Here is a 24,289-nt window from a genome sequence, read left to right as displayed (position 1 = left end):
ACCACCCCCAGCCCAAGCTCGTTCCCATCTACCGCTCGTCATTCGAAAACCAAGGCGCTCGCGCCGTCATGATCAGTTTCGCGGCCCGTTCGTCATCCAATCCGGCTATATCGTTGAGATCGTCCACCGATAGCTCGGCCAAATCCTCCATGGTCGTGATCCCGCTACTAGCCAACATAAAAGCCAATTCCTCATCCATGCCGTCCATCCCCAGCAAATCCTCGGCCGGCCGGGTGCTGTCAATCTCTTCTTCGGCGGCGATGGCACGCGTCAGCAGCACATCGCGCGCGTGCCCACGCAATTCCTCGACGATCTCCTGATCGAACTCCGGAATCTCCAGCATCTCGTGGACAGGTACGTAGGCGACTTCTTCCAAGCCGGCGAACCCTTCACGCACCAGGATCGTGGCGATCTCTTCATCGACCCCCAACTGCTCCACAAACATGCGCGACAAGCCTTCGTCCTCCTGACCACGCTTGGCCTGGGCCTGGGTCCGGGTCATCACGTTCAGCGTCCAGCCAGTCAGCCGGCTCGCCAACTGCACGTTCTGCCCCCCCTTGCCGATCGCCTGCGCCAACTGTTTTTCGTCGGCGACGATGATATCCATGCTGTGCGCGTCCTCGTCGACGATGACCGATTCAACTTCGGCCGGCGACATCGCATTCATCACAAAGCGGACCGGATCGTCATCCCATTGCACGATATCCACCCGCTCGCCGGCCAACTCGTTGGTCACGCTTTGCACCCGGGCACCACGCATGCCCACGCAGGCGCCGATGGGATCAATGCGGGCATCCTTGCTCTTGACCGCGATCTTGGCTCGCGAGCCGGGATCACGCGCCGCACCCTTGATCTCAATGATGCCTTGGTTGATTTCGGGTACTTCCAGCGAGAACAGCGCACTCAGAAATTCTGGCGCCACCCGGCTGACGAAGAGCTGGGGACCGCGGCTTTCGGCGCGAACATCCTTCAGGTAGCCCCGCACCCGCTCGCCAGTCCGGAACGATTCGCGGGGAATCTGATCCTCGCCCATGATTTTGGCTTCAACGTTGCCACCCACATCCAGGATCACATCGCTACGCTCCGACCGCTCGCTACGCTCCGACCGTCGATCCCGATCCCGATCCCGCTCCAGGCGCTTGACCACCCCACCGATCAACTCACCCTTGCGGTGCAGATAGGCATCCACGATCTGCGCTCGCTCGGCGTCCCGCACTTTCTGGACGATGACTTGCTTGGCGGTCTGCGCGGCAATGCGGCCGCCAAAATCGGCGTTCTCCAGGAGGATCTCGATATAGCCACCGGCCTGGACATCCGCCTGGATTCGGCTCGCATCTTCAAGGTTCATCTGCCGATCGGGACTCTCGATCTGCGTGGCATCTTCCACGACCAGCCAACGCCGGAAGGTTTCATAACTGCCGATCCGCCGGTTGATCGTCACCCGCACGTCGGGATCGCCCTCGTAGCGCTTCTTGGCCGCCGATGCCAGCGCAATTTCCAGGGCGCTAAAAATGATTTCCTTGCTGACGCCTCTTTCATTGGAAACGGCGTCCACAACCAGCAGAATTTCTTTGTGGCCTTCTTTGCTGTCTTTAGCGCTAACGCTATCTTTAACGCGCATGTCGTTCTGCCTCCCAGCCGGAGCCGCACGCTGTCATCCTGCCTTTAGAGTTGGGGTACCAACCGAGCTTTCTCGATCCGCTCAAGCGGCACCTCCCATTCCTGCCCGTCGCTGCCCGCGATCACCACGTCATCGCCGCGCATCCCAAGTAGGTGCCCGACCAGTTTCCGCCGCCCATCCAGCGGTTCTCTGAGCTGGATTCGAACCACCGCGCCGGCAAAGCGCGCAAAATGCTTGGCCTCGAACAGCGGACGGTCCAACCCGGGCGAAGAAATCTCCAGGGTGTATGACCCGGCGATTGGGTCCTCGACATCCAGCACGCCGCTCAGTTGATGACTGACCCGCTGGCAGTCATCCAGAGTGATTCCGTTTTCGCCGTCGATATAAATTCGCAACAGCGCGTTGGTGGAGCGCGGGTGGAACTCCACGCCTACCAGTTCATAGCCCATCGATTCCACTGTGGCGGCCACTATCCGCCGGAGCATCTGAAAATCCTGGCGCATCTCGATCACCAAATAAAAAGTGGGCCAGCGGCCCACTTCGTTCGCCAATCTGCCTGATCCCTCACGGCACAAAAAAACACAAGCTGGGGTAGTTCCATCGCCTATCCGTGTGCGCCGTCTTCTCCATCAGTCCCGGTGGGCATCCGTCTTGCCGATCCGCCGATTTATCAGTTCGAACGCGCCTGACTTTGAACGCGCCTGACGCAGCCCCATAAAAAAAGCCCTTGACGGGCTTCCTTGGAATTTGGTAGCGGGGGCAGGATTTGAACCTACGACCTTCGGGTTATGAGCCCGACGAGCTACCGGACTGCTCCACCCCGCACCAGAGTTGGTCATGCTAACATGGTTAATTGAATCTTTACAAGCAATGTAGACCATGCCAGCAATATGGACCACGCCAGGACCGTGGGGTTCATCGCTCCTTGGGTTTTACCCTGGACGCGCCGCTCTCAAGCCGAACAACGTGAGCGGCGGGAGCAACGATCAGCCCGCTGGCCGCCGCTCGCCACTCCCGGGATCGGGAGCGAGCATACAGAACCGCGCCCAAAAACAGCAACACGCTAAATCCGATTTCGAGCCATGCCATCCAAGGATGAACCATGGGTCCCGCAACATTGAAAACCCCGGCCGCAAAATAAAACAGCGCGAGGAAACTGGTCCAGGCATGGGTATAAGGGCGGCCGTGCAGCAGGCCTCGCAAAGGCACCAGCAGCGGCCCCACCAGCAGGATCAACACCAAAGCGATCGGCAACCGGCTCGACGGCTCCAACCAGGCATACCAAAGCAACAACACGCCGAACAGGCCGAAGTAACCCGTTAATGCAACCCCACCCCAAAATCGGCTCACGCTGCCTCCAATCGCCGCGCGATCCGCGCCAACCGCTGACCCAAAGCGCGACACAACCGTTTTTCCTCGGCGGTCAGCACGGCGTTGGATTCCGGCCCGGACCAGTGACTCGGGCCGTAAGGCGTTCCGCCGCCGCGGGTTTCATGCAACGCCGCCTCCGTGAAAGGGATCCCCACCAACAGCATCCCGTGATGTAGCAACGGTAGCATCATGCTCAGCAAAGTGGATTCGTGACCGCCGTGCAAGGTCGAGACCGAAGCGAATACCGCCGCCGGTTTTCCCGCCAGCGCCCCCGCCAGCCAGAGCCCTCCCGTGGAATCCAGAAAGTACTTGAGCGGTGCCGCCATATTGCCGAAACGGGTCGGACTACCCAAAGCCAGGCCGACGCACTCCCGCAGATCGTCCAGACTCGCATACGGCGATCCATCGCTTGGAATTTCGTCTTCGACCGCCTCGCAAACCGTCGAAACCGCGGGTACGGTACGCAACCGAGCTATCATGCCTTCCACTTCCTCCACGCCCCGAGCCACTTGGCGCGCCATCTCGGCGGTGCCTCCAGTGCGGCTGTAGTACAAGATCAATATTTCCGCCATGTTTTCCACACCTTGGACTTTCAGCGATAAGTTTACCCGACACAACGGAATCGCATTGCGTTCATCGGGCGCCTCTCTCTTCCGCACTGGCTTGACGACTTCGACAACCAGTGCTAGTTTACGTAGTGAATTCATCGTTTTACTAGCCAGGCCCAGTAGCCTGCCGCCTTCTCAGATTCAAAGCATTGTCCACTCGCGGATCCACCCTGTTGATTGTTACGGTATTGGCGCTGGCCGCTTGCGCGAGCGCCCCCGTGCAAGAGATGAGCGACGCCCGACAGGCTATTTGGTCGGCCGAGGCCAGCGGCGCGGCGCGGCGCGCGCCCAACGCCTTGCAGGCGGCCTGGATTCTGCTGCAAAAAGCCCAAGCGCATTTGGAAACGGGCGCCTACGAAGATGCACGTCGGTATGCCCTGGACGCACGCGACGAAGCGATCAAGGCCCGAGAGGATGCGGTACGCGATGCCGCGGTTCGATCGGACTCTCCCTAGACTTGCCGCTCCACACGGAGCCCCGAAACCGAGATTCCCAGTGCCCCCCATCGCCTCATGTCGCTCTTATCGGACCGATTTCCGGCCGACGCTGTTACTGCTGGCATTGCTGGCGTTGAACCCTCTCTCCCGCGCGCAAGGCATGGACTTTACCCAGCCCGGCATAGACGGCCAGCCGGTACGACTGGCCGATTTCCGCGGCCGGTGGGTCATCGTCAATTTCTGGGCAACCTGGTGCACGCCTTGTCTGTTGGAAATGCCGGAATTACAGACGTTTCACGAGCAGCACCACGAACGCGCCACCGTGGTCGGCGTCAATTTTGAGGATATTGCCCCCTCCGAAATCCGTGCCTTTGTCGAACGACTGGCCATCACCTTCCCCGTCGCGCTGAGCGGCGGGGAGCCTCTGCCCGGATTTGAGCTGAAGGGCTTGCCCACCACATTCCTGATTTCACCCGCCGGGGAACTCGTCGATACCCACTTGGGCACCGTGAACGCCGCCATGCTCGCGGAGCGGTTGGCCGAACTGGAATCGGCCGGCGGTTCGTCTCGCTAGCCCGATTTGGGAGGAAGCGCCTTGAAAACCCTGTGCCTCCACTGCCATGTGACCGGCCGCGTTCAGGGCGTCGGCTTCCGTTATGCCACCGCTGAAAAAGCCTGGGGGTTGGGCGTCAACGGCTCTGTGCGCAACCTGCCGGATCGACGGGTGGAGGTATTGGTCTGCGGGGAAGAAAGAGCGGTTATCGCTCTACGCAACTGGCTGTGGCAAGGCCCGCAATTCGCCCGAGTCACTGACGTCCATTGCGAAATATTGCCCTATCAGGATTTTCACGATTTTCGGATTGACTAGACGGAAAACAATTTTTTTATTTTAAGAAAGCTTGACTTATCCACAGGCTTATGCGCCTTCCTTTCTTGGCGATTGCCGCTCGCCATTTCGGCATAAATTCCTCATCAGACTCCAGTTATCAACATAACTAATTGATAATAAAGAAACCATGAGCTGGTCAAAAAGTCATCAAACTGTCATTCTTCTATTCACGACGCGGAGTTAGGTCCATAGAGCGAAAGTTATCCACAGAGTTATCCACAGGTTCTGTGGATAACTCCGCATATCCTTCCACGGCATGCCCTCGCCGCTCTCTCGCCGCTCTCTCGCCGCTCTCTCGCCGCTCTCTCGCCGCTCTAATGCTGCTCCACCGTCAGCCGCTCCCGCAACCAGCCGAGCAATTCCGCTCGCGCCACCCGCGTGTGGTCCGGATCACGCCGACCGCGGTACTCCACCTGACCGGCGGCCAAGTTTCGCTCGCTAACCACCACGCGATGCGGGATGCCGATCAATTCCATGTCGGCGAACATGACACCGGGCCGGGCATCTCGGTCGTCCAGCAAGACCTCGATACCCGCGGCCACCAGTTCCCGATACAGCGCCTCGGTGGCCTCGCGTACCGCCGCCGAGCGCGCCGCGCCAATTGGCAGCAGCGCCACCTGAAACGGGGTCATCGCCGCCGGCCAGACGATACCGCGCTCGTCGTGGTTCTGCTCGATGGCCGCCGCCACCACTCGCGATACTCCGATACCGTAGCAACCCATGGTGACGGTTGCCGGCTGGCCATCCTCGCCGAGTACCTCGGCCTGCATGGCGGCGCTGTACTTGCGGCCAAGTTGAAAGATATGGCCGACCTCGATGCCGCGAGCGATAGCCAGCGTACCCTGTTCGTCGGGGCTGGGGTCGCCCTGGACCACGCTACGGATGTCGGCGACTAGCGGTTCCGGGCAGTCGCGGCCGAAATTGACGCCCGTCAGATGCCAGTCGTCCTGGTTCGCGCCAGCCACCATATCGGCCATGTTCGCCACAGTGCGGTCGGCGATCACCACACCGTCGAAACCGACCGCGCCGAGCGAGCCGGGATTGGCGCCAAATGCCGCCCGGATCGCCTCGGGACTGGCGAAAGCCAACGGCGCCTTCACCTGTGGCAGTTTTTCGGCCTTGATCGTATTCACTTCGTGGTCGCCACGCACCAGCAGCAACACCGGCTGCCCGTCCTCGCCCTCGACCACCACCGCCTTCACTGTCCGCTCGGCGGGAACCTTGAGGAAATCGCATAGCTCGGCGATGGTCTTGACTCCGGGGGTATGCGTGCGCGTCAACGCCTCGGCCGGCGCCGGACGCTCGCCGGGCGGGGCCAACGCTTCGGCCAGTTCGACGTTGGCGGCGTAGTCGCCAACGTCGGAAAAGGCGATGGCGTCCTCGCCGGACTCGGCCAGCACATGAAATTCGTGGGAATGCGCGCCGCCGATGCTACCGGTATCGGCCAGCACCGCGCGAAACCGCAGCCCCAACCGGGTGAAGATGCGCGAGTAGGCGTCATACATCCGCTCATAGGTTTCCTGCAACGAGGCGGGGTCCAGATGAAAGGAATAAGCGTCCTTCATCAGGAACTCGCGGGCCCGCATCACCCCAAATCGCGGCCTGACTTCGTCGCGGAACTTGGTCTGGATCTGGTAGAAGTTGACCGGCAGTTGCTTGTAACTTTTGATCTCGCGGCGAAACAGATCGGTGATCACTTCCTCGTGAGTCGGACCGAAGCAGAAATCGCGTTCGTGCCGATCCTTGATCCGCAACAACTCCGGGCCGTACTTCCGCCAGCGGCCGGATTCCTGCCACAGTTCGGCGGGCTGGACGGCGGGCATGGACAATTCCAGCGCGCCGGCCTGGTTCATTTCCTCGCGCACCACCGCCTCGGTCTTGCGCAGCACACGCAGGCCCAACGGCAGCCAGGTGTAGATACCGGCGGCGAGCTTGCGAATCAGGCCTGCTCGCAACATGAGCTGATGGCTGACAACCTCGGCGTCGGCCGGAGTTTCCTTGACGGTGAATAACGGAAAGCGGGATACGCGCATGAATCGGCCTTATTGATGAGTCGATGGATCAGGGGTTGCAGAAATAATCCTGGTCTTTCTGAGCCTTTTGCAATTCCGTCGCGCGCTGCTGGGCGTCGAGTGCCACCTTGTTACCCTGCGCATCGGTCTTGACCACCGCCCGGTCGCTCTGCAGCGTTTCCACATTTTTCTTGGCGATCTCGCAGTTCTTGGCGCGCACATCCTCCTCCTTCCGCGCCTGTTCTTGCTGCTGCTGCTGTGTCTTGGCTTCTTCCTCGGCCAATTTTTTGGCCAATTCCTCCTGTTCCTTGGCCAGATCGCGGGCCTGGCCGCTTTCCTGCCCGAAGCCGGCGGGCTTGCGTACCGTCTCATAGGGCACACCGGACGGCGGCGGCAACTCGGAGTACTGTATCTGCCCCTGCTCGTCGTTCCATTTGTAGATGAACTGCTGCGCCTGCCCCGTGGCGACGATCCCGCAGCCAACCAACACCAATACCAATAACCGCATTCGTTTCGACATACAGCCTCCAATCGACCCTGGAATTACCGGAGAGGAAACAGCGCGCCGGGCGCCCGGCATCCCGTGCCCATTCCCCGCCAGCACGGCGGGATTTTGCTCAAAAATAAAGTTTATGTAGTATAAGCGGCTAGCAAGACCCGCGCCCAGCGCGTACCGGCGACTTTCATGACGGGTTGCGCCCGCCGGCGCCACCCCCACCGCGCGGCGGTCACCCCGCCCTGTCGCGGACCCGGCCTACCACTGCACGGACCCGGCCATGATACGCCCGTACTGCGGCGAAAGAATGGTTCTGCTGCCTTACCTATCTCTTAACCCCGATTCGCCATGAGGAGTGAACGCTGATGGAACTCATCACGGGTGCTGAAATTCTCGTCCGTTGCCTCAAGGAAGAAGGCGTCGAATGCATGTTCGGTTATCCGGGCGGCGCCGTGCTTCACATCTATGACGCCCTGTACGCTCAGGACCACATCAAGCATGTGCTGGTCCGCCACGAACAGGCCGCTGTCCACGCCGCCGAAGGTTACGCCCGCGCCAGCGGCAAAACCGGCGTGGTGCTGGTCACCTCCGGCCCCGGCGTCACCAACGCCGTTACCGGCATCGCCGACGCCTACATGGATTCCATTCCGCTGGTGGTGTTCTCCGGTCAGGTGCCCACGGCGCTGATCGGCAACGACGCTTTTCAGGAAGTCGACGCGGTCGGCATCACCCGGCCTTGCGTCAAGCATAATTTCCTGGTCAGGGACATCAAGGATCTGGCCGAAACCGTCAAGAAAGCCTTCTATATCGCCAGCACCGGCCGCCCCGGCCCGGTGTTGATCGACCTGCCGAAGGACATCACCATCGGCAAGGCGGAATTTCACTATCCGAAAAAAATCAAGCTGCGCTCCTACAATCCGACGGTCAAGGGCCACGCCGGCCAGATCCGCAAGGCGGTGGATTTGATCCTGTCCGCCAAGCGGCCGATGCTTTATACCGGTGGTGGGGTGATTCTGAGCGAAGGCTCACCGGAACTGGTCGAACTCACCCAGTTGCTCGGTTATCCAATCACCAACACCCTGATGGGATTGGGTGCCTACCCGGCCACCGACCGGCAATTCATCGGCATGTTGGGCATGCACGGCACCTATGAAGCCAACATGGCGATGCACCATTGCGATGTGTTGATCGCCATCGGCGCCCGCTTCGACGACCGGGTCACCGGTAAGGTCGATAAGTTCTGCCCGGAGGCCAAGATCGTCCATGTAGACATCGACCCGGCATCGATCTCCAAGAACGTCCAGGTCGATATTCCCATTGTCGGCTCGGTGCCGAGCGTGCTGCGCGGCATGATCAACGTCATCCGCGATGAAAAGCTCAAGCCCGACGCCGAGGCGCTGGACCGCTGGTGGCGGCAAATCGACGAGTGGCGGGCCGTGAAGTCGCTGAGCTACCGTTACAGCGATGAAGTGATCAAGCCGCAGTACGTGATTCAGAAGCTGTACCAGGTGACCGAAGGCAAGGCCATCATCGCTTCCGATGTCGGCCAGCATCAGATGTGGGCGGCCCAGTACTATCTGTTCGACCGGCCACGGCAGTGGATCAACTCCGGCGGGTTGGGCACCATGGGTTTCGGGCTACCGGCGGCGATGGGCGCCAAGCTGGCCTTTCCTGATCAGGACGTGGCCTGCGTCACCGGTGACGGCAGCATTCAGATGATGCTGCAGGAACTGTCGACCATGAAGCAGTACTACACGCCGGTCAAGATCGTGAATCTGAATAACGGCTACCTCGGCATGGTGCGGCAATGGCAGGAGTTTTTCTACCAGAAACGCTATAGCATGACCTACATGGAAGCGCTGCCGAATTTCGTGATGCTGGCCGAGGCCTATGGCCATGTCGGCATGCGCATCGAAAAACCGGGTGATGTGGAAGGCGCGCTGCGCGAGGCGTTCGCCATGAAGGATCGCACGGTGTTTCTGGACTTCATTACTGATCAGGGCGAGAACGTGTTCCCAATGATCCCCTCGGGTGGTGGCCAGAACGAAATGCTGCTGGCCGAACGCGACGAAATGGTCTCGACCCACGACGAAGGGATGGTGCTGCTGTGAACAACAACAATCGTCATTTGATTTCGATCCTGATGGAAAACGAGGCCGGCGCCCTGTCGCGGGTGGCCAACCTGTTCTCGGCGCGCGGCTACAACATCGAAAGCCTGACGGTCGCGCCCACCGACGACCCGACCCTGTCGCGGCTGACTCTGGTCACCTACGGCAACGAGCAGATCATCGAGCAGATCGTCAAGCAGCTCAACAAGCTGATCGACGTGGTCAAACTGATCGACCTGAGCGAAACCGACGCCATCGAACGCGAGTTGATGCTGGTCAAAACCAAGGCCAATGGCGAGCAACGGGCCGAAATGAAGCGGCTGGCCGACATTTTCGGCGGGCATGTGCTCGACGTGACCGAGGCGACCTACACCATCGAACTGACCGGCACCGGCAGCAAGCTGGATAACTTCCTGCGCGCGATCGAGAAGGAAGCCATCCTCGAGGTCGTCCGTTCCGGCGCCACCGGTATCGCCCTTGGGCAGAAGGCGCTGCGCGCCTGATCTCCCACCAACCCCGCGCCGTCCTCACCGGGTCCGCCGGTCGGGATGGCCTGTTTTTCACCGTTCAGGAAATTGCCCCATGAATATCTATTACGACAAAGACGCCGACCTGTCGCTGATCAAGGGTAAAACCGTCGCCATCATCGGCTACGGCTCCCAGGGCCACGCCCACGCGCTCAATCTGCGCGATTCCGGCGTCGAGGTGATCGTCGGCCTGCGGCCGGGCTCCGCTTCGGCGGTCAAGGCCGAAACCGCCGGCCTGACGGTCAAGCCGGTCGAGGACGCGGCGGCGGCGGCGGACGTGGTAATGATCCTCGCGCCCGACGAGCATCAGGGTCAGATTTATCGACAAATCGAAGCGAAACTCAAGCAAGGCGCGGCGCTGGCTTTTGCCCACGGCTTCAACATTCACTTCGGCCAGATCGTGCCGCGCGCCGATCTGGACGTGATCATGATCGCGCCGAAGGGTCCGGGCCATCTGGTCCGCTCCACCTACACCCAGGGTGGTGGCGTACCTTCCCTGATCGCCGTGGCGCAGGATGCCTCCGGCCAAGCCAAGGAACTCGCGCTGTCCTACGCTTCCGCCAATGGTGGAGGCCGGGCCGGCGTGATCGAGACCAGCTTCCGCGAGGAGTGCGAGACCGACCTGTTCGGCGAACAGGTGGTGCTGTGCGGCGGCCTGACCTCGCTGATCCAGGCGGGTTTCGAGACGCTGGTGGAGGCCGGCTACGCGCCGGAGATGGCCTATTTCGAGTGCCTGCACGAGGTAAAGCTGATCGTGGATCTGATCTACGAGGGCGGTATCGCCAACATGCGCTACTCGATCTCCAACACCGCCGAGTACGGCGACTTCAGCCGTGGGCCGCGCATCGTCACCGAACAGACCAAAGCCGAGATGCGCAAAATTCTGAACGAGATCCAGACTGGCCAGTTCGCCCGCGAGTTCATCCTGGAAAATCAGGCTGGCGCGCCGGTCCTTAAGGCCAACCGCCGCATCAGCCGCGAGCACCCGGTCGAGCAGGTCGGCGACAAGTTGCGCGGCATGATGCCGTGGATCAAGGCCAACCGGCTGGTGGACACCAGTAAGAATTGATGTAGTAAACAGCTAGTAAGCGGGGCACGATGTTCGTTATTTTCCATTCGTGCTCCGCTTCCTGGACTCACATCGGGCCGCTTCTTGACAATGAACATTGACCTTCCAATCCAGCGTCGGCTTGCGGTTCTGATCGACGCGGACAATGCCCAGCCAGCGATCATTGAAGGGCTCGTCCGGGAAATCGTCAAATATGGGATCCCTAGCGTCAAGCGCATTTACGGCGACTGGACCACGCCGAACCTGGCGGGATGGAAGTCGGTTCTGTTAGATCACTCCATCCAGCCCATCCAGCAATTCCGCTACACGGTCGGCAAAAACGCGACCGATAGCGCCATGATCATCGACGCGATGGATTTGCTCTACACCCGTCGATTCGATGGCTTCTGCCTGGTTTCCAGCGATAGCGACTTTACGCGCTTGGCATCGCGTATCCGGGAAGAAGGTCTGCTGGTGTACGGCTTCGGTGAGGAAAAAACACCAAAAGCTTTTGTATCCGCCTGCGATAAATTCATTTTTACCAAAGTCCTTCTTACCGAGGAAAATCCAGATACCGCCATCCGCGAGCAAGAAACCAAAAAGCTTAAGGGAGATACCAAACTCGTGAACCTCTTTCGAAATGCCCTGGAAGCGGCTTCTGATACCGTTTACCGATAGGTTTTGTATTTTCAGGTCAAAAACAGCGCCATTCGTCATACCTGCTTTCGCGGGTATGACGGAATAGCAAGAGCCATGAAAGCGAAAACCTACCGGGAAACGGTATGACGATAGTGGATGGGCTCATCTTGGCGCGGTCGGCCATCACATCGTCAAGCAGGTTCCTGAGTTCGATTCTCGAAACTATGGCTACAAAAAGCTGGTTGACTTGGTATCGGCCATTACTTTGTTCGAGATCGACAGGCGATCTCAGGGCACCGTTTATATCCGGAACAAGCGCGGCAAACTCCAACCCTAAACGGGCCGGAACAATAACGACCTAAAGCGTCCACTCAACCCGATGACCAGCGAAGAAACTCCCGAAACCCGCCGCTCCCGCGGCGTTTATCTGCTACCCAACCTGTTCACCACCGCCGCGCTGTTCTGCGGCTTCTACTCCATCATCGCTGCCTTGCGAGGCCACTTCGAACCCGCCGCCATCGCGGTTTTCATCGCCATGGTGCTGGATGGGCTGGATGGCCGGGTCGCCCGGCTGACCCACACCGAAAGCGAGTTCGGCGCTCAGTACGACAGCATGGCCGATCTGGTCTCCTTCGGGCTGGCGCCGGCCCTGATCATGTACACATGGGCTTTGGGCACCATGGCGGGCATGGGGCCATTTCTGTCCAAGCTCGGCTGGCTGGCGGCATTTTTCTACACGGTGATGGCGGCGCTGCGGCTGGCCCGCTTCAATGTGCAGATCGGCAGCACCGACAAGCGCTACTTCACCGGCCTGCCCAGCCCTTCGGCGGCGGCCATCGTGACCGGGCTGGTCTGGTTCTGCACCGATCTCGGCCTGACCGGCGCGCAGATGCTATGGCCCGCGCTGGTCGTCACCATCGGCGCCGGCGCGCTGATGTTTAGCAATATCCTGTATTTCAGCTTCAAACAGGTTGATTTACGCGGACCGGTGCCCTTCATGGCGGTCTTGATCGTGGTGCTGGTCTTCGTGCTCACCTCCATCGACCCGCCCAAGGTCCTGTTCTTCGGTTTCCTGCTGTACGGACTATCGGGGCCGATGCTGTTCCTGGCGCGGTTGCGGCAGCGCGCCCGCCGCCGCGCCCAAGGCCCGGAACCCCCCGAACCCAAGTAGGCGCATGGGCGGGGGCGGTACAACCCTCGTCAGTTCTGTACCGACTCGTTGACCAGCAGCGCCACCGGGAAATGCTCGAACACTTCCCGCAGCCACAATGCCTCCTCGCCCTGCACGGTCTGTCCGGTCAGGACATTGTGCCAGCGCAGGCGCGAGCCGGTCGGTGGCAATACCCGGGTTTCATGCCAGACCGCCTCGCCCAGCGGATACTCGCCATCATTGACCAGGCTACTCGGGAAGCGCGGCACCACCACCAGCGCCCGCCGCTCGCCCAGATCCCGGGCGAATGCCACCACATGCGACTTGAGACTGCCGATCACCGTCAATTTCTGGTAAGCGCCGTGCTGGAACAATTCCGATTCGGTGCGCCGCGCCTGCAGGGCTCGATAGATCAGAAACAGCTTGATCCGGCCATCCTCCGGCATGGCCAGCAGTTCCGTGATCAAGCGTGGAATGTTTCCCCCACCGTAGTTCTGCAACGCCTTGAGCAGAGCACCACGCCGCTCGAAATCGACTGGCCGCCGGTTGTCTGGATCGACCAGGCTCAAATCCCATAATTCGGTGCCTTGGTAGAAATCAGGCAGGCCGGGCGTGGTCAGCTTGAGCAGGGTCTGGCTGAGCGAGTTGAGAATGCCATAGTGTTGAATCCGCCGCTGGAACGGCAGGAACGATTGCAGAAAAAGATTGTCCTTGCCCGGTTGCATCACTCGCTCGGCGAAAGTCAGCAAGGCTTCCTCGTATGGACCATCGGGCTCCAACCAGTTGGTGTGAACCTTGGCTTCACGGGTGGCTTTGATCAAATAGTCCTTGACCCGCTCGATGAAGCCCGGATAGTCCGCCAGATCGAAAGGATAGGCGCCCAGCAAGGTCTGATAGAGCAGGTATTCGTCATCGTTCTCGGGGGCCGTCCGGGTGCCGATTTGCACCTTGCGCGACTGGTTGATCTCGTGCCATTCCCGCAACTGCCGTTCCCACTCCTCCGGCATCTCCGACAACACGTTCAATCGGGCACGGACATCTTCGCCCCGCTTGGTGTCATGGGTGGCGCTGGCATTCATCGCATGGGGCCAGGAAGCGACCCGCTGCTGGTTGAAGGCGTGAAACTCCTCAAGATCGATGCCGAACTGCAACGGCCCCGCGCCGACTTCATTGAGCGATAGGAGCCGGTTATACACATAGAACACCGTATCCTCGACGCCCTTGGCCATCAGCGGCCCGGTGAACTGCTGCAAGCGCATGATGAAATGCAGCCACTGGTCCTTGTCCTCGGCCGCCATGTGCTCATCGAATTCCAGACGCAGGAACCGTTCGATGAAATTCAATTCATTACGGAAGTTGGGAATGTTAAGCCGAGCTTGGGCGATGACCTGCCGGATGTATTCCTGATCCGCCCGGCTGGAGCCGGTTCGATCGATGTAGGTGCGATAGACCGGAAACAGCACCAGAATCTCAATCAGCGCTACTTGGAGTCCATACAGGGTGAAATCGCTGGCGTAACGGTAACGCTCGGAGATGTGCTTGAGCATGTGCGCCAGATTATCGATATCGCCGGCCAGATGCTTGTCCACGATCATGCGCTTGTTGTCGTCGATCAGCATCTGGCAGGACGTGGTGTTAGCGATGAACGAATGATAAATCCGGGTGAACTCCGCCTCAGCGGCTGGTTGGCAGAACAGGCTATTGATCATGCCGAGAAAGTCGTAGCCACTGGTGCCCTGGCACGGCCAGTTCACCGGCAACTCCTCGCCGTGCTCCAGAATCTTTTCCACGACCAGGTAGACATAAGGCACCTGTTCGCGCAGGCGATGCAGATACTGCACCGGGTCGTAGAGACCATCGATATGGTCGATCCGCAAGCCGCTGATCTTCCCCTCGGCCACCAGCTTCAGGATCAACTCATGAGTGAAATCAAAGACTTTATTATCCTCGATCCGTAGCGAAATCAGGTCGTTGATGGTGAAAAACCGCCGATAATTCAGTTCCTCGTTGCCCACCTTCCAGTAGGACAGCCGGAAGAATTGCTCGTCGAGCAGACTGTCCAGCAGATCGAAACTCCCAGGGTTACCCGCCTCGCCGTTGAAGATACGGATATTCTCCTCGATGAACTCACGCACTTCGGGGCTGCCGTTCCACAGTTCCCACAACATCTGCTTGATGAAGGAAATCTGGTCGTAGCGCTCGTGCCCTTCCTCGCCGGCGGGGATGTACTTGAGCAGATAGAGCACCCCCAGGAATTTGACGAAGTGCGGATGAGCACGATCGAGGAGGGCGCGCAACCGCCCCAGATCGTAGGTCAGCAAGCGATAATAGGATTCGATGCGGATCGGGAAGCGGAAATCATAGTAGTGAACCGCCAGTCCCTGCTCGCTGTAGCGCAATTGCAATTCCCCGCTTTCCAGGCAATCGCCGTAGAACTTGCCGAGAAACGGCGCCAGCACCCGACCACGAATCCCTTCGTAGAGATGATTCCAGTTGATGTCAAAGAACTCGTGATAGAGCGAGTCCGGACCGTTCTCCAGCACATCCACCAGTATCCGGTTCTGGCTATCGAAGGCCATGTGGTTGGGTACGATGTCCTGCACCCAGCCAATGCCCTGTTCCTTCAGCACCTGACTCAGCAGCTCGAACCGCTCCATGCCGCCCAATTCGGGGCTGATGGCGTGCGCGTCCACCACGTCGTAACCGTGCTGGCTGCCGTGACGCGGCGTGAGGATCGGCGAGGCGTAGATATCGGATACCCCCAGTTCGGCCAGATAGGGGGCGATGACGGTTGCGGCGTCGAAGCCGAAATCCGGGGTAAATTGCAGGCGATAGGTCGCGACGGGAATACGCATTATGAATCGGCTCCTTGTCGATGAGCGTTCAGGCGGAAACGCCGGCGGCGTAGATCACCACGGCGTAAGGCGGAAGGGTGAGCGGGTTCGGAGTCGTTCCATCGGCCAGTTGCGCCGGCAGCTTGGAACCGTCACCACCCCAGGCCGGCTCGGCCGCATCCAGCAACCGGCGCCACGCACCCGCGCCCGGCGCCACGGCCACGGTCGCCGGATCGGCGGCGAAATTCATCCAGACGACGATACGGTTGTCATCGCACCAGCGCCGCAATTCCAGCACGGTCGGAGCAACCACGGTCGCGGTCAGGCTGGCATTGTCCAACCGGGCCAGCGCTGGCAGTTCCCGCCGCAGCCGCAGCAATTCGCGATAGAAGGCGCGCAATTGTCCATTTCGGCCCGTTTTTCCGAGTTCCCATTGCAGTTTCGAGCTCTGGAACGTCGCTTCGGACTGCGGATCGGGCGCTTCGCCTTTAGCGTGGAAGGCGGCAAATTCCTTTTTTCGGCCCTCACGAACCCCTTCGATCAACGCCGGGTCGCCGTGGCTGATGAAATAGAGGAATGGGTGAGGCTCGCCATATTCCTCGCCCATGAACAGCATCGGAAGGTAAGGCGACAGCAGCACCGCCGCCGCCGCCAGCTTCAGGGCCGGAAACGGCAGCAGGCCCGAAAATCGGTCACCCAGCGCCCGATTGCCCACCTGATCATGATTCTGACTGCACACCACGAAGCGCCAGGCCGGGCAGTCACTGGGATCGTCACCGTGGAAACGCTGGCGGTGTGGGGAGTAGTCCCAGGCATAGACGAACGGCCGGCGATAGATCTGCGCCATCTGCTCCAGGGCGCCGAAATCCTCGTAATAACCATGCCGCTCGCCGGTCAGCACCGTATGTAAGGCGTGGTGAAAATCGTCGCTCCATTGCGCGTCCAGCCCGTAACCGCCCGTGCTCAACGGGCGCACGATGCGCGGATCGTTGAGATCGCTTTCGGCGATGAGATAGAACGGTCGGCCCTGGCGTTGTTCGCAATCCGCGGCGGCTTCGGCCAGTTCCGCCAGGATGTGGCGCGCGCCGAAATCGTAGATGGCGTGAACCGCATCCAGCCGCAGCGCATCGCAGTGGCAGGTCTCGAACCAGTAGCGGGTGTTACCGACCACGTATTCGCGGACACCGGGACTGTGGGGACCATCGTAGTTGACGGCATCGCCCCAGGGGGTGCGGTACTGGTTGGTGAAATAGGTTCCCAGTCCCCACAGGTAATTGCCTTCGGGACCCAGATGGTTGTAGACCACATCCATGATGACCGCCAAACCCTCACGGTGGCAGGCATCGACCAGCCGCTTGAGACCCTCGACTCCACCGTAGGAATCCTGCGCCGCGTAGGGGTAAACGCCATCGTAGCCCCAGTTGCGGTCGCCGGGGCATTGCGCGACCGGCAGTAGTTCCAAAGCGTTCACGCCCAGCTCCCGCAACTCCGGCAGGCGCGGGATGATGGCGTCGAAGGTGCCTTCGGCGGTAAACGTCCCGACGTGCAGCTCGTACATCACCCACTGTGTCAGCGGCGGCGGTTGCCAGCCCGTGTCCGTCCAGGCGAAGGCGTGGTCCACCACCCGCGATGGGCCATGCACGCCTTGCGGCTGGCTGTGGGAAACGGGATCGGGACGGTCGGTTTCCCCATCCCACCGATAGAAGTAAAGCGCACCGGGTTCGATGCCGGTGACGGTGGCGTGCCAGTAACCGCGTTCGTCGCGGATCATGGGAACCCGCCGGTCCTCGGGCGCGACCAAGTGGACCGCCGCCTGCTTCAACAAGGGCGCCCACAGGGTGAACGCACATTGGCGATCACCGAGGTAATGCGACCCCAGGGTAAATTGACTCATAAGATCATACCTCTGTTAAGCAAATGCCAAACTCGGCCAGCCAGCGTCGCCAGCAGCCACCGTTTCAAAGGCTCGATTACGGGAGTGAGAAGAGCGAGCGGGGTTCAATCCGCGGCCGACGCGGCATCCTGCCGCTGCAGCACCACCAGCGCCCGCCAGGCCACCGGGACGGTGGGTGCTTCAGTGCCGTAGCAACGGCCGCGCTGTAGAAAGCGTGGCTGGGCGGTATCCATGACGGTGCGCCATTCCCAACCCAGCAGTTCCTCGGGCAGGCTGAACTCGACCGTCTCGTCATCCGCGTTGAACAACAAAATGAAACTGTCGTCGATGACCTGCTCGCCGCGCCGATTGGGAGTGGCGATTTCCTCGCCGTTCAGAAAGATCCCAATGGCCTTGGCCAATCCGTCATGCCATTGCTCATCGGTCATCTTGCCGCCATCCGGGTTGAACCAGATGATGTCATGGACACCAGAACCGTGGATCGAGCGCCCCTGGAACCATTTACGGCGGCGCAACACCGGATGGTCGTAACGGAATGCCATTAATTCGCGGACAAATTCCAACAGCGCCGCGTTTTCCTCCGGCAGATCCCAGTTCAGCCAGGACAACTCGTTGTCCTGGCAGTAAGCATTATTGTTGCCGTGCTGGGTGCGGCCCATCTCGTCGCCGGCCAGCAGCATGGGAATGCCCTGCGACAGGAACAGCGTCGCCAGGAAATTGCGCTGCTGGCGCTGGCGCAGTTGCAGAACCGCCGGATCGTCGGTTTCACCCTCGGCGCCACAATTCCAGGAACGGTTGTGGCTTTCCCCGTCGCGGCTGCCCTCGTTGTTGGCTTCGTTGTGCTTTTCGTTGTAGCTGACCAGATCGTGCAGGGTGAAACCGTCGTGGGCGATGATGAAGTTGATGCTGGCGCTGGGGTTGCGGCCATTGGGCTGGTAGAGATCGGAACTGCCGGTGAAGCGAAAGGCGAATTCGGCCAGCCGGCTCGGTTCGCCGCGCCAGAAGTCGCGCACCGTATCCCGATAGCGACCATTCCATTCCGACCACAGCAAGGGGAAGCCGCCGACGTGATAGCCACCTTCGCCAATGTCCCACGGCTCGGCGATCAATTTCACATCGGACAGCACCGGGTCCTGATGAATAATGTCGAAAAATGCCGCCAGCCGGTCAACCGCATACAGTTCCCGCGCCAGCGCCGAGGCCAGATCAAAACGGAAACCGTCGACATGCATTTCCAGCACCCAGTAGCGCAGGCTGTCCATGATCAGCTTGAGCACCTGCGGATGGCGGACGTTGAGCGAATTGCCGCAACCGGTGAAGTCCATGTAGTAGCGTGGATTGTCTTCGACCAAGCGGTAGTAGGCGGCATTATCCACCCCCCGCAAGGTCAGGGTCGGCCCCATCTGGCTGCCTTCGCCGGTGTGGTTGTAAACCACGTCCAGAATCACCTCGATACCCGCCCGGTGCAGCGCCTTGACCATCTCCTTGAATTCGCGCACCTGTTGGCCCTGGCTGCCGCTGGCGCTGTAGCCGGAGTAGGGGGAGAGAAAACTCAGCGAGTCGTAACCCCAATAATTGCGCAGCCCGGTGTCCGCCAGATGCCCTGGATGGGCCAGGTAGTGATGCACCGGCATCAGTTCGACTGCTGTCACATCGATCGAGCGCAGATGGGCGATGGCGGCGGGATGCGCCAAACCGGCGTAAGTGCCGCGCAACTCCGGCGGAATGTCCGGGTGCAGGCGGGTGAATCCCCGGACATGCATCTCGTAAATCACGGTCTCGTGCCAGGGTGTGCGCAGCAGCTCGTCGCCTTCCCAGTCGAAACGCGGGTCGACCACCACGGCCTTCGGCATCAGCGGCGCGCTGTCGCTTTCGGAAAAGGCCAGATCATCTTCGGGCTGGTCCCACGGATAGCCGAAAATGGCTTCGCCCGGCTGGACGTCGCCGTCAAGCGCCTTGGCGTAGGGATCGATCAGCAGCTTGTTCGGGTTGAAGCGATGCCCCTCGTGCGGCGCGAACGGCCCATGTACCCGAAATCCATAGCGCTGCCCCGGTTCGATTTCCGGGGCGTACCCATGCCAAATAAACTTATTGACCTCTGTAAGCTCCAGCCGGGTTTCGCGGTTTTGCTCATCGAACAGGCACAGTTCGACTTTGGTGGCGTTCTCCGAAAACAGCGCGAAATTGGTACCTTTGCCATTCCAATAAGCACCCAGCGGATAGGGTTTGCCAGGCCAAAGTGGTTGGGACATAAAATCTCCTTACTCCATGATTAGGATTTATTATTGTAACAGGCTATCGCCAGCCGTCCGACGAAAAGCACGCCGACTCCCTGATACCGGCCGCCGCGCGACGAGCCGGGCAGAAGCCCGGCACCACTCAACATTCGGCTGACAAAGCTCGCAAAATCGCCATAATCAACCGCCATGATCCGCCGGCTTCGCCAGCCACCGGCGCGGCGATCAAACTTCACTGGAGAACACCCGCATGAACAAACTGATTATCTTTGATACCACCCTGCGCGACGGCGAGCAAAGCCCCGGCGCCTCCATGACCAAGGAAGAAAAAGTCCGCATCGCCAAGATGCTGGAGCGGATGCGGGTAGACGTGATCGAAGCCGGTTTTCCGATTGCCAGCCCCGGCGATTTCGAAGCGGTGCGGGCGGTGGCGCGGGTGGTCAAGGACAGTGTGGTCTGTGGTCTGGCCCGCGCCGCCGACGCCGACATCGATCGGGCCGGCGAGGCGTTGAAAGAGGCGGCGGCGGGCCGTATTCACACCTTTATCGCCACCTCGCCGATCCATATGAAGATGAAGCTGCGCATGGAACCGGACCAGGTGGTGGAGCGGGCGGTCGAGGCGGTGCGCCGCGCCCGGCGCTGGACCGACGACGTGGAATTCTCCGCCGAGGACGCCGGCCGTTCGGAGCTGGATTTTCTGTGCCGGATCACCGAGGCGGTGATCGACGCCGGCGCTCGCACCATCAATATTCCCGATACGGTCGGCTACAACGTCCCCGAGCAGTTTGCCCACACCATTCGCAGTTTGATCGAGCGGGTGCCGAACGCCGACAAAGCCATCTTCTCCGTCCACTGTCACAACGATCTGGGTCTGGCGGTGGCCAACTCGCTGGCGGCGGTACTGGCCGGCGCGCGCCAGGTGGAATGCACCATCAACGGCCTGGGCGAGCGGGCCGGCAACGCCTCGCTGGAAGAGATCGTGATGACGGTGCGCACCCGCCACGACGTATTCCAACTGGAAACCGGCATCGACACCACCCAGATCGTACCGGCCTCGCGGCTGGTAGCCAACATCACCGGCTTCCCGGTGCAACCGAACAAGGCCATCGTCGGCGCCAACGCCTTCGCCCACGAATCCGGTATTCATCAGGACGGCGTGCTCAAGCACCGGGAAACCTACGAGATCATGCGCGCGGAAGATGTGGGCTGGAGCGCCAATCGCATGGTCATGGGCAAGCACTCGGGCCGCAATGCCTTCCGCACGCGACTGGAGGAATTGGGCGTCAGTTTCGCCACCGAGGAAGAATTGAATGATGCCTTCGCCCGCTTCAAGGAGCTGGCCGATAAAAAGCATGAGGTGTATGACGAAGACTTGCAGGCACTGGTCACCGATGCTTATCTGACGGCGGAAAATGAGCGGGTCAAGCTGCTTTACCTGCGGGTCTGCTCGGAAACCGGCGAAACTCCGAGCGCCCAAGTCACCCTGTCGGTGGATGGCAAGGAATGCAACGCGACCGCGGAGGGCGGCGGTCCGGTGGATGCCTCGTTCAAGGCGATCGAAAGCATCTTGCGGACAGGCACCGACCTGCTGCTGTACTCGGTCAACAACATCACCAGCGGCACCGATTCCCAGGGCGAGGTAACGGTGCGCGTCTCCAAGAGCGGCCGGATCGTCAACGGTCAGGGCGCGGATACCGACATTGTGATCGCCTCGGCCAAGGCTTATGTGAACGCGCTCAACAAGATGTTGCAACCGGCCGAGCGGGCGCATCCGCAACTGTTGTGAGCAGACCACCGTGACCGACGACCGCAAGCGCGAGTATCTGGCCGCGCTGGGCATTCCGCTGTGGCTGCCGCGTCGGCCACTGGCCGGGCATCCGCAAGCTCCTCCCGTAACGGCGGGGTTGGATGCTTCCGCTCCCGCGTCCAATCCCTCCGCCGCGAGTTCCCCCCCCGCCGAGCTGGAGTACTCTCAGGATCAACCGCAGCCGATGGCCATGAGGGATGCGGAGGAGTTCGAATCTTTACCCCCTGATGACTGGACACCGCCCATGACGGACGATTGGGAACCGGTATTCGAAACCGCCGTCGATCACGCCTCCACGCCGCCAGCCGCCAGCCGCGAAGCGCGCATCGCCCGGATGGATTGGGAGGAACTTGCGGCGGAAGCCCGGCAGTGCACCGCCTGCGGCCTGTGCGCCACCCGTACCCAGGCCGTGTTCGGAACCGGTGACCGTGAAACCAACTGGCTGGTGATCGGCGAGGCGCCGGGCGCCGACGAGGACCGGCTCGGCGAGCCGTTCGTCGGTCGGGCCGGCAAGCTGCTCAATCCGATGCTGTTGGCGATCGGCCTGAAACGCGAACAGGCGTACATCGCGAATATTTTGAAATGCCGCCCGCCGGAAAACCGCGACCCGGCGCCCGCCGAGGCCAAGCTCTGCCGACCGTTCCTGGAACGCCAGATCGAACTGATCCGGCCACGCATCATCTTCGCGCTGGGTCGCATCGCCGCCCAGAACCTGCTGGATACCGACACGCAAATCGGCAAGCTGCGCGGCCGGGTCCACCACTTCGGTCCGGCGCAAATTCCGCTGGTGGTGACCTACCATCCCGCCTATCTGCTGCGCGCGCCGCGCGAGAAACGCAAGGTCTGGGACGACCTGCGGCTGGCGCGCCGCGCCGCGGCCACCGCCTCTCCGAGCGAACCGGACCCGAGGCCCTCAAGTTCATGAATGTGTTAAAAGAACACCGGATTGGCCGATTCCGAAAAATGCTCTACGCCGATCTCCGGGAAGTGCTCACGATCGAGAAACGCGCCTATGAATTCTCCTGGACCGAAAGCATCTTTCGCGACTGTATCCGGGTCGGTTACCACTGCCAGGTATTGGAAACCCCACACGGCTTCATTCAGACCTACGGCGTGATGTCGGCGGCGGCCGGCGAAGCCCATATCCTTAACCTTTGCGTGCGACCGGAACTGCGGGGACATGGGCTGTCACGGCGCATGCTGGAGCACCTGCTCGAACTGGCGCGCACCGCCGAGGTGCAGAGCGTGTTCCTGGAGGTTCGCCCCACCAACACCGCCGCCGTGCGGCTTTACCACTCCGCCGGCTTTTGTGAAATCGGCTTGCGGCCGAGCTATTATCCCGCCGCCGGTGGGCGGGAAGACGCCCTGGTGATGGCCAAGGAACTCTGATGAGAACAGGGATTAAGAGCAAAAACGGCCCGCACGAAAATCAACTTGCCCTACCGATGGGCTTCGCCTATAGTTTTGGTGCGTATGATTTTTAAGTGGTGAATTTGTTCGTCCGCTGTAACGACCGCTGGTTATTCAGTCCGTCATTTTCCCCGCCTTGAATTCGTGCGGCTTGTTCGGGTTTCTACCCGATTGTTCCAATACCCTTAGTTCTCAGGAAATGCATCAATATGGTCACTGGTACCGTCAAGTGGTTTAACGAATCCAAGGGGTTCGGTTTCATTACGCCCGATAACGGCGGCGACGACGTGTTTGCGCACTTTTCCGCGATTCAGGCGCGCGGCTTCAAGACGCTCAAGGAAAATCAGAAGGTTTCCTTCGACGTCACCATGGGGCCAAAAGGCAAGCAAGCCACCAATATCAAGCCCCTGGACGAGGACTAGATTTTTCGTTCGGCCGTCCAGATTTCTAAAAAAGCCCGGTATTCCCGGGCTTTTTTTCTTCCTCCGCCAATACATTACATCCCGTTTCAGGCCGCTGAGGGAGCAGCGTTAAAACCCGGTAAAATCGATAGGCGCAGCGCCGGCGCGACTTGCTCGGGATTTTCACCGTATGGAAGCACCCCCAGCAACGGCGCATTCAGCCGGGCGCGGAGCGTGTCGAGATTCGCTTCGAAACAGTCCATGGCCGAATCGATGCGATTGGCGACCCACCCCGCCACCGTCAACCCTCGCCGGGTAATCGCCTCGGCGGTGAGCAGCGCGTGATTGAGGCAACCCAGCCGCATACCAACCACCAGAATTACCGGAAAAGCCAGCATGCGCGCCAAATCGGCGGTGTCGTACCGCTCGTCCAGCGGCACCTGAAACCCGCCCACGCCTTCCACCCACACCACCTCCGCCAGAGCCTGCAAACGCTCGAACGCCTGCTGGATCACCGATATCCTGATGGGCCGACCCGCCGCGTGGGCGGCGATATGCGGAGCGATGAAAGGATCGTACAGAAAGGGGTTGACCCAATCGCGCGGCGGCGTGATGGAACCCGCCGCCAGCAGGCGCGTGACGTCTTCGTTATGTCCGTCATCCCCAACACCCGCCGCGATCGGCTTCATGCCGACCGTGGTCCAACCTCGCCGGCGCGTGGCGTGCAGCAAGGCACAGGTCACATGGGTCTTGCCTACCCCGGTATCGGTGCCGGTCACGAAAAAAGCCTGTTTCATGGA

24 protein-coding genes and 1 tRNA gene are annotated in these 24,289 nt (G+C 60.6%); 13 read left to right on the top strand and 12 right to left on the bottom strand.

What is annotated here, in order from left to right:
- Positions 1–28: 28 nt before the first annotated feature.
- From nusA to wrbA, 5 genes are all read right to left on the bottom strand, one after another.
- Positions 29–1,621 (bottom strand): transcription termination/antitermination protein NusA, encoded by a 1,593-nt coding sequence (gene nusA, locus IPM89_15985; protein ID QQS54264.1) that lies wholly within the window; start codon positions 1,619–1,621, stop codon positions 29–31.
- Positions 1,622–1,665: 44 nt separating this feature from the next.
- Positions 1,666–2,124 (bottom strand): ribosome maturation factor RimP, encoded by a 459-nt coding sequence (gene rimP, locus IPM89_15980; GenBank protein QQS55982.1) that lies wholly within the window; start codon positions 2,122–2,124, stop codon positions 1,666–1,668.
- Positions 2,125–2,369: 245 nt separating this feature from the next.
- Positions 2,370–2,446: transfer RNA gene (locus IPM89_15975), tRNA-Met, on the bottom strand.
- A gap of 90 nt (positions 2,447–2,536) precedes the next feature.
- A complete protein-coding gene (locus tag IPM89_15970; GenBank protein QQS54263.1) occupies positions 2,537–2,971 on the bottom strand; it encodes a DUF2069 domain-containing protein in 435 nt (144 codons plus the stop codon).
- Positions 2,968–3,564: an NAD(P)H:quinone oxidoreductase gene (wrbA, locus tag IPM89_15965; protein ID QQS54262.1), complete on the bottom strand. Its 597-nt coding sequence runs from the start codon at positions 3,562–3,564 to the stop codon at positions 2,968–2,970. The genes IPM89_15970 and wrbA overlap by 4 nt, the downstream gene beginning before the upstream one ends.
- Before the next feature lie 263 nt (positions 3,565–3,827).
- Between wrbA and IPM89_15960 the strand changes: the two genes are divergently transcribed.
- From IPM89_15960 to IPM89_15950, 3 genes are read left to right on the top strand one after another with little or no spacing between them, the layout of a single operon-like run.
- The gene (locus IPM89_15960; GenBank protein ID QQS55981.1) at positions 3,828–4,055 is read left to right on the top strand and encodes a DUF4398 domain-containing protein; all 228 of its coding nucleotides are present in this window, start codon (positions 3,828–3,830) and stop codon (positions 4,053–4,055) included.
- Between the two features lie 40 nt (positions 4,056–4,095).
- On the top strand, positions 4,096–4,611 hold the full coding sequence (locus IPM89_15955; protein ID QQS54261.1) for a TlpA family protein disulfide reductase: 516 nt from the start codon (positions 4,096–4,098) through the stop codon (positions 4,609–4,611).
- 21 nt (positions 4,612–4,632) lie between these two features.
- A complete protein-coding gene (locus IPM89_15950) occupies positions 4,633–4,905 on the top strand; it encodes an acylphosphatase (GenBank protein QQS54260.1) in 273 nt (90 codons plus the stop codon).
- A gap of 335 nt (positions 4,906–5,240) precedes the next feature.
- Here the strand turns inward: IPM89_15950 and IPM89_15945 are convergent, their stop codons facing one another.
- Both IPM89_15945 and IPM89_15940 read right to left on the bottom strand, forming a co-directional pair.
- Complete coding sequence (locus IPM89_15945) at positions 5,241–6,959, bottom strand: proline--tRNA ligase (GenBank protein ID QQS54259.1); 1,719 nt, start codon at positions 6,957–6,959, stop codon at positions 5,241–5,243.
- Between the two features lie 28 nt (positions 6,960–6,987).
- Positions 6,988–7,458, bottom strand: a complete 471-nt coding sequence (locus tag IPM89_15940) for a DUF4124 domain-containing protein (protein QQS54258.1) — start codon at positions 7,456–7,458, stop codon at positions 6,988–6,990.
- Positions 7,459–7,799: 341 nt separating this feature from the next.
- Here IPM89_15940 and IPM89_15935 point away from each other — a divergent pair, with 341 nt between their 5' ends.
- The 6 genes from IPM89_15935 to pssA all read left to right on the top strand — a co-directional run bounded on the left by IPM89_15935 (position 7,800) and on the right by pssA (position 12,927).
- Positions 7,800–9,545: an acetolactate synthase 3 large subunit gene (locus IPM89_15935; GenBank protein ID QQS54257.1), complete on the top strand. Its 1,746-nt coding sequence runs from the start codon at positions 7,800–7,802 to the stop codon at positions 9,543–9,545.
- Between the two features lie 32 nt (positions 9,546–9,577).
- A complete protein-coding gene (ilvN, locus tag IPM89_15930; GenBank protein QQS55980.1) occupies positions 9,578–10,045 on the top strand; it encodes an acetolactate synthase small subunit in 468 nt (155 codons plus the stop codon).
- A gap of 79 nt (positions 10,046–10,124) precedes the next feature.
- Complete coding sequence (gene ilvC / locus IPM89_15925; GenBank protein ID QQS54256.1) at positions 10,125–11,138, top strand: ketol-acid reductoisomerase; 1,014 nt, start codon at positions 10,125–10,127, stop codon at positions 11,136–11,138.
- 90 nt (positions 11,139–11,228) lie between these two features.
- Positions 11,229–11,795, top strand: coding sequence for an NYN domain-containing protein (locus IPM89_15920; GenBank protein QQS54255.1), 567 nt, complete (start codon positions 11,229–11,231; stop codon positions 11,793–11,795).
- A gap of 148 nt (positions 11,796–11,943) precedes the next feature.
- The gene (locus IPM89_15915; GenBank protein ID QQS55979.1) at positions 11,944–12,093 is read left to right on the top strand and encodes an OST-HTH/LOTUS domain-containing protein; all 150 of its coding nucleotides are present in this window, start codon (positions 11,944–11,946) and stop codon (positions 12,091–12,093) included.
- Positions 12,094–12,135: 42 nt separating this feature from the next.
- The gene (pssA, locus tag IPM89_15910) at positions 12,136–12,927 is read left to right on the top strand and encodes a CDP-diacylglycerol--serine O-phosphatidyltransferase (GenBank protein QQS54254.1); all 792 of its coding nucleotides are present in this window, start codon (positions 12,136–12,138) and stop codon (positions 12,925–12,927) included.
- Between the two features lie 29 nt (positions 12,928–12,956).
- Here pssA and treY read toward each other — a convergent pair whose 3' ends face one another.
- The 4 genes from treY to IPM89_15890 all read right to left on the bottom strand — a co-directional run bounded on the left by treY (position 12,957) and on the right by IPM89_15890 (position 20,107).
- Positions 12,957–15,761: a malto-oligosyltrehalose synthase gene (gene treY / locus IPM89_15905; GenBank protein QQS54253.1), complete on the bottom strand. Its 2,805-nt coding sequence runs from the start codon at positions 15,759–15,761 to the stop codon at positions 12,957–12,959.
- A 28-nt stretch (positions 15,762–15,789) separates the two neighbouring features.
- Positions 15,790–17,634 (bottom strand): malto-oligosyltrehalose trehalohydrolase, encoded by a 1,845-nt coding sequence (treZ, locus tag IPM89_15900; protein QQS54252.1) that lies wholly within the window; start codon positions 17,632–17,634, stop codon positions 15,790–15,792.
- A gap of 104 nt (positions 17,635–17,738) precedes the next feature.
- A complete protein-coding gene (gene glgX / locus IPM89_15895; GenBank protein ID QQS54251.1) occupies positions 17,739–19,886 on the bottom strand; it encodes a glycogen debranching protein GlgX in 2,148 nt (715 codons plus the stop codon).
- A gap of 20 nt (positions 19,887–19,906) precedes the next feature.
- Positions 19,907–20,107: a hypothetical protein gene (locus IPM89_15890; GenBank protein ID QQS54250.1), complete on the bottom strand. Its 201-nt coding sequence runs from the start codon at positions 20,105–20,107 to the stop codon at positions 19,907–19,909.
- Positions 20,108–20,121: 14 nt separating this feature from the next.
- Between IPM89_15890 and IPM89_15885 the strand changes: the two genes are divergently transcribed.
- The 4 genes from IPM89_15885 to IPM89_15870 all read left to right on the top strand — a co-directional run bounded on the left by IPM89_15885 (position 20,122) and on the right by IPM89_15870 (position 23,510).
- Positions 20,122–21,657: a 2-isopropylmalate synthase gene (locus IPM89_15885; protein ID QQS54249.1), complete on the top strand. Its 1,536-nt coding sequence runs from the start codon at positions 20,122–20,124 to the stop codon at positions 21,655–21,657.
- Positions 21,658–21,667: 10 nt separating this feature from the next.
- Positions 21,668–22,603: a uracil-DNA glycosylase gene (locus tag IPM89_15880; protein QQS54248.1), complete on the top strand. Its 936-nt coding sequence runs from the start codon at positions 21,668–21,670 to the stop codon at positions 22,601–22,603.
- Complete coding sequence (gene rimI / locus IPM89_15875) at positions 22,600–23,067, top strand: ribosomal protein S18-alanine N-acetyltransferase (protein ID QQS54247.1); 468 nt, start codon at positions 22,600–22,602, stop codon at positions 23,065–23,067. Before IPM89_15880 ends, rimI begins: the two co-directional genes overlap by 4 nt.
- A 230-nt stretch (positions 23,068–23,297) precedes the next feature.
- Complete coding sequence (locus IPM89_15870) at positions 23,298–23,510, top strand: cold-shock protein (protein QQS54246.1); 213 nt, start codon at positions 23,298–23,300, stop codon at positions 23,508–23,510.
- Between the two features lie 86 nt (positions 23,511–23,596).
- Here the strand turns inward: IPM89_15870 and bioD are convergent, their stop codons facing one another.
- Entirely contained in the window at positions 23,597–24,286 is a 690-nt protein-coding gene (bioD, locus tag IPM89_15865) for a dethiobiotin synthase (protein ID QQS54245.1), read from the bottom strand.
- Positions 24,287–24,289 lie beyond the last annotated feature (3 nt).

The sequence above is a fragment of the Candidatus Competibacteraceae bacterium genome (assembly GCA_016699715.1).
GTDB lineage: Bacteria > Pseudomonadota > Gammaproteobacteria > Competibacterales > Competibacteraceae > Competibacter.
This window is presented reverse-complemented; position numbering and strand designations above follow the sequence as displayed.